A 12,528-nucleotide genomic window follows, 5' to 3' on the forward strand; every position below is an offset into this window, starting at 1 on the left:
GGCCATTTCGCATTTACGGGCACAATCCCCCGGTGATCGACCCCGGTCGACCGCCCGGGGATTGGGTTTCAGCGCCGGTGCCCACACCACCCAGAGAAGGTGGTGTGGGCACCGGCGCTTCGTCTTACCCCGGGGCACTGGTCGATAGGCTCGAGGGTGTGAGCGAGTTCTCGGGCCATCTCCCCGGGAGTCGCGACTACCGTCGCCTGCTGATCGGACTCTTCTTCGGTGGCGTCGCGACCTTCGCGCAGTTGTACGCGACGCAGGCCGTCCTCCCGGCGATCGCCGACGATCTGACGTCGGGTCCGGCAGGGGCGGCGCTGACCGTCTCGGCATCCACTCTGGGCCTGGCGGTGGCGGTCATCCCCTGGTCGCTGGTAGCCGATCGCATCGGTCGCGTGCCCGCCATGGCCATCGGCCTGATCGCGGCCACGCTTCTCGGCGCTGTCACGCCCTTCGCCGACGACCTCGGCGTGCTGTTGGCGCTGCGCCTTCTCGAGGGGGCGGCGCTCGGCGCCGTTCCGGCTGTCGCTCTCGCCTACCTGAGCGAGGAGGTGTCGCCCCGCTTCGTGGCGGCCGCGGCTGGCTCCTACATCGCGGGAACGACCGTGGGTGGTCTGTCGGGACGCGTGGCCTCGGGCTGGATCGCCGAACTGGCCGGGTGGCGGTGGGGGGTGGCATCCGTCGTCCTTCTCTGCGTGGTCGCGGCGGTGGTTTTCTTGTGGCTTGTGCCGGCCGCCAGGGGATTCGTTCCCGGTCGGTCCCGGACGGTGAGGGGACCGTCGGTGAGGCGGCGTCTGGCGCTCAACCTCTGCTCTCCGGTGCAGATGGCGCTGTACGCGCAAGCGTTCCTGCTGATGGGCGCCTTCGTCGCGGTCTACAACTATCTGGGCTTCCACGTGGCGGCCCCGCCGTTCGCTCTGCCGCCGGCGATCGTGACGCTGTTGTTCCTCGCGTACCTGGCCGGGACGGTCTCGTCTCCGCGGGCGGGCGCGCTGGCCGTGCGGTACGGCAGGCTCCCCCTCCTGCTCGGCAGCACCGGACTCATGGCGGCGGGCGTGATCGTGATGTTCCTGCCGTTCATCGCCGCGGTGATCGTGGGGCTGCTCGCTTTCACCGCCGGCTTTTTCGGAGCGCACGCGGTGGCCTCGGGCTGGACACCCGTCGCCGCCGATCCCGAGGCCCGCGCGCAGGCGTCGTCGCTGTATTACCTCGGGTACTACGCGGGCTCAAGCCTGTTCGGATGGCTGCTGGGACTGGTCTTCTCCTCCGTCGGGTGGGGGGTGTTCCTCGCCGCGGTGCTCGGGATGTGCTTGCTCGCGCTGGTGATCGCCTGGTCGGCCCTGCGCGGGGCCCCGTCGCGTCCGCGGTGAGCCCGGAGGAATACGCGCACGACGGATCTGTCGACACCCGGCGGGTCGAGGTCAATGCCCGAGGTCGATGTCGGTGGAAGCGACTAGCGTCGGATATGACGTGAGGGAGGTCGGGAGTGGACGACGCCGATGAGCGCGCTGTGATGGACGACGAGATGGTCGATGCCGGTCGGAACGACGCGGATGACATTGATGCCGAAGAGGCGGTCGAGACGACGACCGAAATCAGCTACGACGAGCAGCGCTATCCGGCGCGACCCCGTCGGCTGCGTCCCCGCGACCAGTTCCGCGGTGGCACTCTCCGTCGATTCCTCACCGATCCCCGCAACGCGAACGGCGGCAATCCCTCCTATGTGGAGTGGCTCGTCCGTCAGTCGATGCTCAAAGACGCCGATGTGCTGAGCCGGCAGCTGTCCGGTCAGCCCTCGATGTGGCGTAATCCGTACGCGCGCCCGGACGCGCGCCGAGCCATCGAATCGACCGACGTCTGGTTCACGGCCTATCCGATCTCGCTCATCACCCGCCCGGGGGAGTCGTTCCTCGAGGCACTCGGCGATGAGGCGCTGTGGGAGGCTTTCGAGTGGGTGGGGATCAACGGCATCCACACCGGTCCCGTCAAGAGAGCCGGAGGCATCACCGGCTGGCAGGAGACCCCCAGCGTCGACGGTCACTTCGATCGCATCAGCACGCAGATCGACCCCGAATTCGGTGACGAGAACGCCTTCCGCCGCGTGGCCGACGTGGCGGAGTCGCACGGCGGCAGCGTCATCGACGACATCGTTCCCGGTCACACCGGTAAGGGCGCGGATTTCCGGCTCGCCGAGATGGCCTATAAGGACTACCCGGGCATCTACCACATGGTCGAGATCCCGCGTGAGGACTGGGACCTGCTTCCCGAGGTGCCCGCCGGACGCGACTCGGTCAACCTCGACGCCGAGACCGAGCGCGAGCTCAGCGCACGCGGCTACATCATCGGCGAGCTGCAGCGCGTCATCTTCTACACCCCGGGGGTGAAAGAGACGAACTGGAGTACGACCGCCCCGGTCGTCGGCACCGACGGTCTCGAGCGACGCTGGGTGTACCTCCACTACTTCAAGGAGGGGCAGCCGTCGATCAACTGGCTCGACCCCACCTTCGCGGGGATGCGGCTCGTGATCGGAGACGCCCTGCACTCCCTCGGCGATCTCGGGACGAGCGCGCTGCGACTCGACGCGAACGGCTTCCTTGGTGTGGAGAAGAGCGCAGAGGGTCTGCCCGCGTGGTCGGAGGGGCACCCGCTGTCGCACGCGGCCAACCACATCATCGCCGGGATGGTCCGAAAGGTCGGCGGGTTCACGTTCCAAGAGCTGAACCTCACGATGGAGGACATCCGCGACACAAGTGCGGTCGGCGCCGACCTGTCGTACGACTTCGTCACGCGGCCCGGGTATCACCACGCCCTCGCCACGGCGAACACGGAGTTCCTGCGGCTCGCGCTCACCACGGCGCTCGAGACCGGCGTCGAGCCCGTGCAGCTCGTGCACGGCATGCAGAATCACGACGAGTTGACTTACGAGCTCGTGCACTGGGCCACGACCCACCGCGACACCGTCTACCCCTTCCGGCACGAGGAGCACACCGGGGGAGAGATCGCCGAGATGGTGCGCGCCGAGCTCACCGAGAAGCTCACCGTCGACGCCGATTACAACCTCGTCTTCACGCAGAACGGGATCGCCTGCACATCGGCATCCCTCATCGCCGCGACGCAGGGCAAGGCGACGCTCGACGAGATCACCGACCAAGACATCCCGGCCATCCGCGATGCGCACCTGCTGCTCGCGAAGTACAACTCCTGGCAGCCGGGGGTCTTCGCCCTCTCGGGCTGGGACCTCACGGGCTCGCTCACGCTTCCGGCGGACGACGTGCGACACCTCATCTCGACCGGCGACACACGCTGGATCGAGCGGGGAGCGCACGACCTGCTCGACGTGGCCCCCGACGCAGCGTCGTCGATGTCGGGCGTGCCGCGCGCGCGCTCGCTCTACGGCTCGCTGGGCCGGCAGCAGGAAGACCCCGAATCCTTCCTGTCGGGGCTGAAAGAGATCCTGCGGATCCGCGGCGATCACGGCATCGCCATCGCCTCTCAGGTCGACATCCCGCAGGTCGGGCATCCGAGCATGCTCGTCATGGTCCATCGTCTCGACGGGGGCGACCGACGGGACGAGTCGGCGCCCTTGCAGATCACGGTGCTGAACTTCTCGGGCGAGACGATCGAGGGAACGGTCCGGTCGGAGTGGCTGGTACCGCAGAGCACCGCGATCGGCGCCGCGACCGGCGAGGCCGTCGGCCGAGTGGACGAACTGCAGAGCTTCTCTCTCGAGCTCGGGCCGTACGCCGGTCTGTTCCTCGTTCTGGAGGCGCCGGCCGCCGACGACTGACGGCGATGTCGGGGGTCGGGCGTAGCGTGAGCGCATGTCCGACCCCGACTGCCTCGTGCCCGATTGCCGGCGAGCGGGCGATTCCTCCGCCCCGGTGGCCATGTGCACCTGGCACCTGAGCGTGAGCGCGGACTGGGCCGCCGGACACGACGGCGTGACCGACGTGCTCCCGGCGCCCTGCCGATTGTGCGGGTCGCGGCTGGGCGTGCGGTGGCCGAGCGGGTGGCTCTGCGCGGTGTGCGAGTGGCGGCACGGCGACCCCGTCGACGGCGAACTGCCGCCGCCGCGCGTCGACGTCGTCTACTACCTCCGGTTCGACGACCGCATCAAGATCGGTACCACGGCGAGCCCCCGCCAGCGGCTGGCCGCGATCTGGCACGACGAACTCCTCGCCTTCGAGCCGGGGGACAGGCTCGTCGAGCGGCGTCGACACGCGCAGTTCGGCGACGAGCGATTCGGCAGGACCGAGTGGTTCCACCGCAGTCCCGCGCTCGACGCGCACGTGGCCGAGCTCGCGGCGGGCGTCGACGACCCCTGGGCGTTGTACGCCCGGTGGACGAGCGCGGCGATCGCGCGCCGGGGCTGACGGCTGTCGCACGCTCCGCCGCCCCGTCTGCCACGAGTGCTCCGCCGTCCACAAGCCTCAGGGCGCTCCGAGGCGAGCGGTCTACGGTTCGAGACACACGATCCGAGAGGCGCACCCATGGGTTTGTTCGACAGACTGTTCGGCTCCGGCGACGACGCCTCGCGACGAGCCCCCGAGACGCCGGTGCCCCCCGGTTCGGCGAGCGGCTCTCGCGACGCCGAGGGTCGGTACGCCCCTCCGCCCGCGCAGCAGCAGGCGCCGGCCGCCGCATCCGGGTCCGACGAGGACCGCCAGGCGATCGAACGCTACCGCTACCTGCTCCGGACGGCGCCTCCCGAGACGGTCGAGCAGGTGCACGCCGAAGCCTTCGGTCGATTGACCCCGGCCCAGCGTCAACAGGTGCTCGCCGAGATGTCGGCCGGGTTGGCACCCGCCGAGCGTCCCGCAAGCGATGATCCGGCATCCCTGGCCCGCGCGGCCACCCGCGCCGAGTACTCGCAGCCGGGTTTCATGGAGCGCACCTTCGGCGGGCGCGGGTTCTCGAACGGGCCGGGTTTCGGGTCGATGCTCGGAGCCTCGATGCTCGGGACCATCGGGGGATACGTCGTCGGTTCCGCTCTCGTCGGGGCGCTGTTCGACCCCGGATACGACGCGGGATACGCCGACGGCGCGGCAGCCGACGCCCAGGCCGACGCGGATGCCGCCGGCGTCGCGGACGCGTCGGAGACGGACGCGGGCGCGGCCGATTTCGGCGGGGACCTCGGGGGAGATTTCGGCGGCGATTTCGGATTCTGACCCCTTCGCGCGAGCCGTCACGACCCCCTGACCGGCGTGCCAGAGCACACCGCCCCTGTCGCGCACTCGGGAAACGCTATGGTCGAGGCCATGGCGCCTCCGACCTCGAGCGAGCGCTTCGGTCTGCGCCGCAGCATCGTGGCGAGCCAGACGCTTCTCGCCGCAGCGACCCTCCTGAGTGTCGTGGTGTCGATCTCGGTGGGGCAGGTGGGCCACGCCTCGCTGTTCTTCGGAGGGACCTCGCTCGTCTTCGCGGGTGCGATCGCCGCCGTGCTCCTGCCCTGGCAGCGCATGCCCCGGTGGGTGGTCGGGCTGTTGCCGATCGTCGACGTCGTGGCGATCGCCGTCATGCGCGAGAGCTCGCCGCTGGCCGGAGTCGGTCTGTTGTGGACGTTCCCCGCGATCTGGATCGGGACGGTCTTCGGTCTGCGCGGCGTCGTCGCCGTGTCGTTGACGGTGACCGCCGTGATGGTCCACCAGCTCTCGACCGATGACCTGCAGAGATTCACCGCGTCGACCCTCGTGCTGCCCTTCACCGTGACGGCGCTGTCGTCGATGGCCGCGTTCACCGCTCGACGATCCCGCGCCCAGCGGGTCCTGCTCGAGAAGCAGTCCGCCGAGCTGCGTCGAGCCCTCGATCGTGCCCGGCGTCAGGAGGACCTCGTCACCGAGGTGCTGGATGCCGTCGACTTCGGCGTCACGCGCATCACCCCGACCGGGGAGTTCTCCGTCACCAACACCGCCCACGGGCTCCTGTTGAACAGCACGGACGCCTTCGGCCGGGAGGTCGCGGTGTTCGCCGCCGACGGGTCCACCGCGATCGCCCCCGAATCCGCTCCGCTCGCTCGCGCGCGTTCGGGAGAGGTGTTCGAGGGCGAGATCGTCTGGTACGGCCTCCCGGGGGAGGACCGCCGCGCCCTCAACGTCACCGCGCGCCGTCTGCCCCGCAGTGACGCCGGCGACGCCGGGGCGGTGGTCGTCTCGCGCGACGTGACGGTGGAGGAGCAAGCCCGTCGAGCCCGCGAAGACCTGGTCGCCAGCGTCTCGCACGAGCTGCGCACCCCGCTCACTTCGATCATCGGCTACCTCGACCTCGCGCTCGACGACGACGAGCTCGATCCCGCGACCCGGGAGAGGCTCGAGGTGGCCGAGCGCAACGCCTCGCGGCTGCTCGAGCTGGTCGCCGACATCCTCGCGGTGTCGTCCACGTCGAGGGAAGGCTTCGGCGTCGACCTGGATCTGCGCCCGACCGACGTCTCGGCCATCGTCCGCTCCGCGATCGAGTCGATCGCGTTGAAGGCGCATGATCACGGCATCCTGATCGAGGCCGGCGACCTGCCGACGGCGCACGCGCTGGTCGACGGACGCCGGGTGCGCCAGGTCATCGACAATCTGCTCTCGAACGCCGTGAAGTACAACCCGCGCGGGGGGTCGGTGGCCGTCTCGGTCGGAAACGAACCGCGCTCGATCACGGTCGTCATCTCGGACGACGGGCCGGGCATCAGCGCGAGCGAACAGGCGCGCCTGTTCGAAAGGTTCTTCCGGGGCGACGCCGTGCGCAAATCCTCGACCCACGGCAGCGGGCTGGGCCTCGCCATCAGCCGAGACCTCGTCCGCGCCCATGGCGGCGAGATCACCGTGCACACGGCAGCGGGCGAAGGGGCGACCTTCACCGTGCGGCTGCCACGCGATCCGAGGGAGACCCCGTGAACCTCGACGTCCTCACCCTGCAGGCCGCGGCGACCCTCGTGATCGTCATGTCGACGGTGATGTACCTGCTCGACACCCTCATGCTCAAAGACGGTCTCCCCGGGCGACTGTGGGCCAGCGCCTACCTGTCGGGGACGTTCTCGGCCACGTGCTACCTGGCCTGGCTGCTGCTTCCCGACGTGTACGTCGCGGTCGCGGTGGGCAACGGCGCGTTCGTCGCCGCGACCGGCTTCATCTGGCTGGGGTGCGTCGCCTTCAACGGCGGATCGGTTCGCCGCGCCGCGCTCATCCTCACGGCGACCGTCCTCGTGGTCGTCGTCGCCGCTCTGGCCGCGGGGCCCGAGGGAGGATCGTGGGCGGGGGCCGTGCCGTTCTTCCTCGGCAACGCGGTGTTCGCCGCGACGGGGGCGATCGAGACACGACGAGGGGCGATCGCCCGTCGCTGGAGCTCGTCGGGACTGACCGTCGTCCTGGCGGTCGAGACGGTGTGGTTCGTCGCCCGCGCGATCGTGTTCCTCTCGCTCGGCCCCGACAGCGCGCTGTTCCGCGACGCGTTCGACACGCGGGTGTCGGCGATCCTCACGATCTCGCTCGTCATCGCGGCGGTGGTGGTGACCTCCGTCCTCCGGGCGAACGAGTCGGCGCTGCGCGGGACGTCCGAGACCCGACGGCTGTCGGTGGACGCGAACGGCGTGCTCTTCCGCGAATCGTTCGAGGCCACTCTCGCCATCATCTGCTCGCGGGCCGAGGAGGCGGGCGAGGGCGTGTGCGTGATCGGCATCCGGATCGACGATCTCAAGCGCGTCGCGGTCGCTTTCGGCCCCGATGACGCCGAGCGGCTGGCCCTCGAGGTGCGCGCGTCCGTGCGTCGGCACTCGCCCACGATGGCTCTCGTGGGGGAGACGGATGCCGCCGGCCTCGCCGTGGCGTTCACCACGACGCCGACGACGGACGTGCGTCGCGCCGCTCGCGTCCTTCATCAGCGCGTGGTCGCCGACCTCGCGCGCCTGGGCGCCGCGGTCGTGCCCACCGTGGGCGTCGGAATGGCTTTGACCGCCGATCACGGCTATCACTCCGTCGCCCTCACGACGCGAGCGGACGAGGCCGCGGCGCACGCGGCTGCGACCGGCGAACAGGCCTTCGGGCTGGCCTGAGTCGGGGGTCAGTCCCGGACGGACTGGGCGAGGTCGGTGACCCGCTGGCGGAGCTCGCGCGGACGGAACGGCTTGGTGAGGTAGTCGTCGGCGCCGGCCTCGCGGCCCGCCCGCTGTTCGTTCTCATCAGCCCGCGCACTCACCATGAGGATGCGGGTGTCGCTGAACGCGCGGATGCGGCGCGCCGTCTCGAACCCGTCGATCCCCGGCATGCTCACGTCCAACGTCGTCACAACGGGGGCGTGCCGACGGACGAGTTCGATGCCGTCGAGGCCGGTCGCGGCCGCGTGGACGACGTATCCGGCGCTCTCGAGGACCGCCGTCACGAGGAGGCGGATGTCGAGGTCGTCCTCGATCACCACAGTGGTGTGTGGGGAGGTCATGGCGGAGCTTTCGTCGGGCCGGAACGGGCGTGCGGCCTGGGCAAATGGTAGACGACAGGTGGACGATCCGCCTCCCCGGTGAGAGGACGTGCGGTTATGGCATCCTCGATGGGTGCCTCTTCTCGCGTTGACGGGTGGGATCGCCTCGGGCAAATCCACCATCGCCGGCCTTCTCGCCGACCGCGGAGCCGTCGTGGTCGACGCGGATGCGATCGTGCGGGAGGTGCAGGCCCCGGGGTCCGTGGTGCTCGGCGCGATCGCCGACGAGTTCGGCGCGGGCGTCGTGCGACCCGACGGGTCTCTCGATCGGGCCGCGCTCGGAACCCTTGTGTTCGGTCATCCCGATCGACTCGCGCGCCTCAACGCGCTCGTGCACCCGGCCGTGCGCGAGGAGTCGCAGCGGCGTTTCGAGGAGGCCTTCGCCGCGGACACGGGTGCGGTGGTCGTGTACGACGTCCCCCTGCTCGCGGAGGCCCGCGGCGGCGACTCGTGGGACCTGGTGGTCGTGGCACACTGCCCCGCGGAGCTCCGCGTGCGGCGCCTCGTCGAGCACCGGGGGCTGAGCGAGGCCGACGCCCGCGCGCGCGTGGGTTCGCAGGCGAGCGAGGAGGAGCGACTCGCTCTGGCGGACGTCGTGATCGACACCGCGGCCGACATGGATGCCACGCGTCGACAGGTCGACGAGCTCTGGGCTCGGGTGGTCCGTCCCGCCTGATCGGGCCGATGCGGACCCGGGCGCTCGCCCACGGCGAACGCAACCCGACCCCGATGTCGGAGGCCCCGCCTACGCTGGAAGTATGCAGGCCACGCGCTCCGTCCGCCCCTTCGAGGTCATCAGCGAATACACGCCCTCCGGTGATCAGCCACAGGCGATCGCCGATCTCGCGGGGCGCATCAACGCCGGTGAAACCGACGTCGTGCTGCTGGGTGCCACGGGTACCGGCAAGTCGGCGACCACGGCGTGGCTGGTGGAGCAGGTGCAGCGCCCGACGCTGGTGCTCGCGCACAACAAGACGCTGGCCGCCCAGCTGGCCAACGAGTTCCGCGAGCTGATGCCCAACAACGCCGTCGAGTACTTCGTCTCGTATTACGACTACTACCAGCCCGAGGCCTACGTTCCGCAGACGGACACCTTCATCGAGAAGGACAGCTCGATCAACGCAGAGGTGGAGCGCCTTCGGCACTCGACGACGAACTCGCTGCTCTCGCGCCGCGACGTCGTGGTGGTGTCGACGGTCTCGTGCATTTACGGCCTCGGCGCGCCGGAAGAGTACCTCCGCGCGATGGTGGCCCTGCAGGTGGGGGAGCGGTACGACCGCGACGCCCTCATCCGCAAGTTCATCTCGATGCAGTACAACCGCAACGATGTCGACTTCTCGCGCGGAAACTTCCGCGTGCGCGGTGACACGATCGAGATCATCCCGGTGTACGAGGAGTACGCCATCCGCATCGAGATGTTCGGCGACGAGATCGAGGCCCTGTATCTCCTCCACCCCCTGACGGGCGATGTGATCGAGAAGATGGACTCCGTGCCGATCTTCCCCGCATCGCACTACGTCGCCGGGACCGAGACGGTCCAGCGTGCGATCGGAACGATCGAGCACGAACTCGAGGAGCGTCTGAAGGAATTCGAGTCGCAGGGCAAGCTCCTCGAGGCGCAGCGTCTGCGCATGCGCACCACCTTCGACCTCGAGATGCTGCAGCAGCTCGGGTTCTGCTCGGGCATCGAGAACTACTCGCGGCACATGGACGGCCGGATGCCCGGCGACCCGCCGCACACCCTGCTCGACTTCTTCCCCGACGACTTCCTTCTCGTCATCGACGAGTCCCACGTGACCGTCCCGCAGATCGGGGCGATGTACGAGGGCGACGCCTCGCGCAAGCGCACGCTGGTCGAGCATGGATTCCGCCTCCCGAGCGCGATGGACAACCGCCCGCTGCGCTGGGACGAGTTCAAGGAGCGCGTCGGCCAGACGGTCTACCTGTCGGCGACGCCGGGCCGCTACGAGATGGGGATCGCCGACGGCGTGGTCGAGCAGATCATCCGTCCGACCGGTCTCGTGGATCCGGAGATCATCGTCAAGCCCTCGAAGGGACAGATCGACGACCTGCTCGAAGAGATCCGCGTCCGCGTCGAGCGCGACGAGCGCGTGCTCGTCACCACCCTCACGAAGAAGATGGCGGAGGAGCTCACGGATTTCCTCGGCGAGCACGGGGTCCGCGTGCGGTATCTGCACTCCGACGTCGACACGCTGCGCCGTGTCGAGCTGCTCACCGAACTGCGCGCCGGCGTCTACGACGTGCTGGTGGGCATCAACCTCCTGCGGGAGGGTCTCGACCTTCCGGAGGTCTCGTTGGTGTCGATCCTCGATGCCGACAAGGAGGGGTTCCTGCGCAGCGGCACCTCGCTCATCCAGACCATCGGCCGTGCGGCGCGAAACGTCTCGGGCGAGGTGCACATGTACGCCGACAAGATGACCGACTCGATGAGCAAGGCCATTGAAGAGACCGAGCGTCGTCGCGAGAAGCAGATCGCCTACAACCTCGAGCACGGGATCGACCCGCAGCCGTTGCGCAAGAAGATCGCCGACATCACCGAGGTGCTCAACCGCGAGGCGTCCGACACGAAGAACCTCCTGGCACGCAACGACAAGTCCGGCAAGGGCAAATCGCCCACGCCGTCCCTGCGCCGCACCGGTATCGCGGCCGAGGGCGCCGATCAGCTCGAGTCCACGATCGCGGATCTCACGCAGCAGATGCTCGCGGCCGCGGCCGAGCTCAAGTTCGAGCTCGCCGGACGCCTGCGCGACGAGGTGCAGGACATGAAGAAAGAGCTGCGCGCCATGGAGCGCGCCGGTCACGCCTGACCCTGATCGGGTCCGGCGCACGGAGGTCGTCATGGAACAACGCGTCACGCTCGTCACCCTCGGCGTCAGCGATCTGGAACGGGCGATGGCCTTCTACACGGCGCTCGGGTGGCGAGCGCATCCGTCGTCGGTCGCCGGAGAGGTGGCGTTCTTCGACGTCGGAGGTATGGTCGTCGCGTTGTGGGACAGGGCGAAGCTCGCCGAGGACTCCGGGGTCTCGGATGCCGGGGGCTGGGGCGGGGTGACCCTCGCCCACAACGTGGATCACCCGGCTGACGTCGATGCGATCCTCGCGGAGGCGGAGGCGGCGGGAGCCCGGCTCGCGCGCGCGGGCGTGGACACCCCGTGGGGCGGGTACTCCGGCGTCTTCGTCGACCCCGACGGCCACCCCTGGGAGGTCGCGGTCAACCCGGGCTGGCCACTCGATGACCGGGGGAGGCCCGTGCTCGACGAGTGAGTCGGGTCCGCGTCGGAGATCAGGGGCAGTGCAGGAGGGGCTTCGGCCCCGACCGATCGACGGCGTGCTCGGACATCGCGTGACCGCACAGCGGACAGGGGCGCTCCGTGCGGACGGGCTCGGGGGTGTTCTCGTACGGGCCGACCGACGCGGGTCCGGCGACCCGGATGAGGCGCGTGTTGAGGTACTGGTACCAGCCGCCGGCGTCGCGGACGCGCTCGCGCAGAGGCGGGCGGTCGGCATCCCTTCGTGTCATGATAGTTAGTGTACTAACGAATGGAGAGGAGCGCACGTGGACGACCTCCTGAAGCTCGAGAACCAGGTGTGCTTCGCGTTGGTCACGGCCGCCCGGAACGTGGTCTCGATCTACCGCCCCGTGCTCGAGCCGCTCGGACTGACGCACCCGCAGTACCTGGTGATGCTCGCGCTCTGGGAGGAGGAGCCGCGCTCCCTCGGCGCTCTGGCCGTCGAACTCGCGATGGAGCCCGCCACGCTGTCGCCGCTCGTCAAGCGCCTCGAGGCTCAGGGGAGGGTGGCGCGGTCACGACGCGCCGACGATGAGCGCGTGCTCGACATCGGGCTGACGGACGAGGGCCGCGCTCTGCGCGCGGCCGCGCTCGAAGTTCCGGGCAAGATCATGGAGCGGGTCGGGGTCGACCACGATGCGCTCGTGGCGCTGCGCGATGGTCTGGCTCCCTTCGCGGGACCGACGCGCGACTGACGCCCGGCCCGGGCGACCGTCCGAGGCGTCCGGGCGCGACGCCGCGGGGCCCGCACTCTCGCACA

General features: G+C 69.6%; 12 protein-coding genes. 10 read left to right on the plus strand and 2 right to left on the minus strand.

The window, feature by feature from the left end:
* Positions 1-158 precede the first annotated feature (158 nt).
* From BLS25_RS06255 to BLS25_RS06280, 6 genes are all read left to right on the plus strand, one after another.
* Entirely contained in the window at positions 159-1,373 is a 1,215-nt protein-coding gene (locus tag BLS25_RS06255; protein WP_143017847.1) for an MFS transporter, read from the plus strand.
* A 143-nt stretch (positions 1,374-1,516) separates the two neighbouring features.
* A complete protein-coding gene (gene treS / locus BLS25_RS06260) occupies positions 1,517-3,790 on the plus strand; it encodes a maltose alpha-D-glucosyltransferase (RefSeq protein ID WP_074695145.1) in 2,274 nt (757 codons plus the stop codon).
* A gap of 34 nt (positions 3,791-3,824) precedes the next feature.
* Positions 3,825-4,376, plus strand: a complete 552-nt coding sequence (locus BLS25_RS06265) for a GIY-YIG nuclease family protein (RefSeq protein WP_056232249.1) — start codon at positions 3,825-3,827, stop codon at positions 4,374-4,376.
* 117 nt (positions 4,377-4,493) lie between these two features.
* A complete protein-coding gene (locus BLS25_RS06270) occupies positions 4,494-5,171 on the plus strand; it encodes a hypothetical protein (RefSeq protein ID WP_074694844.1) in 678 nt (225 codons plus the stop codon).
* Between the two features lie 90 nt (positions 5,172-5,261).
* A complete protein-coding gene (locus BLS25_RS06275; RefSeq protein ID WP_176786327.1) occupies positions 5,262-6,881 on the plus strand; it encodes a sensor histidine kinase in 1,620 nt (539 codons plus the stop codon).
* Positions 6,878-8,035 (plus strand): diguanylate cyclase domain-containing protein, encoded by a 1,158-nt coding sequence (locus tag BLS25_RS06280; RefSeq protein ID WP_074694846.1) that lies wholly within the window; start codon positions 6,878-6,880, stop codon positions 8,033-8,035. Before BLS25_RS06275 ends, BLS25_RS06280 begins: the two co-directional genes overlap by 4 nt.
* Before the next feature lie 8 nt (positions 8,036-8,043).
* Here BLS25_RS06280 and BLS25_RS06285 read toward each other — a convergent pair whose 3' ends face one another.
* Positions 8,044-8,418, minus strand: a complete 375-nt coding sequence (locus BLS25_RS06285) for a response regulator transcription factor (protein ID WP_081349717.1) — start codon at positions 8,416-8,418, stop codon at positions 8,044-8,046.
* Positions 8,419-8,530: 112 nt separating this feature from the next.
* Between BLS25_RS06285 and coaE the strand changes: the two genes are divergently transcribed.
* From coaE to BLS25_RS06300, 3 genes are all read left to right on the plus strand, one after another.
* Positions 8,531-9,133 carry a dephospho-CoA kinase gene (coaE, locus tag BLS25_RS06290; RefSeq protein WP_074694848.1) on the plus strand — a complete coding sequence of 201 codons (603 nt, stop codon included), beginning with the start codon at positions 8,531-8,533 and terminating at the stop codon, positions 9,131-9,133.
* 82 nt (positions 9,134-9,215) lie between these two features.
* Complete coding sequence (uvrB, locus tag BLS25_RS06295; RefSeq protein ID WP_074694849.1) at positions 9,216-11,285, plus strand: excinuclease ABC subunit UvrB; 2,070 nt, start codon at positions 9,216-9,218, stop codon at positions 11,283-11,285.
* A 31-nt stretch (positions 11,286-11,316) separates the two neighbouring features.
* Positions 11,317-11,742, plus strand: a complete 426-nt coding sequence (locus tag BLS25_RS06300) for a VOC family protein (protein ID WP_074694850.1) — start codon at positions 11,317-11,319, stop codon at positions 11,740-11,742.
* A gap of 19 nt (positions 11,743-11,761) precedes the next feature.
* On the opposite strand, the gene BLS25_RS06305 is transcribed toward BLS25_RS06300, so the two are convergent.
* Positions 11,762-11,998, minus strand: coding sequence for a hypothetical protein (locus tag BLS25_RS06305; RefSeq protein ID WP_074694851.1), 237 nt, complete (start codon positions 11,996-11,998; stop codon positions 11,762-11,764).
* A 36-nt stretch (positions 11,999-12,034) separates the two neighbouring features.
* On the opposite strand from BLS25_RS06305, the gene BLS25_RS06310 reads away from it, so the two are divergent.
* Positions 12,035-12,463, plus strand: a complete 429-nt coding sequence (locus BLS25_RS06310) for a MarR family winged helix-turn-helix transcriptional regulator (protein ID WP_074694852.1) — start codon at positions 12,035-12,037, stop codon at positions 12,461-12,463.
* Positions 12,464-12,528: the final 65 nt, after the last annotated feature.

It is taken from the genome of Microbacterium testaceum StLB037 (assembly GCF_900104345.1).
Classification (GTDB): domain Bacteria; phylum Actinomycetota; class Actinomycetes; order Actinomycetales; family Microbacteriaceae; genus Microbacterium; species Microbacterium testaceum_A.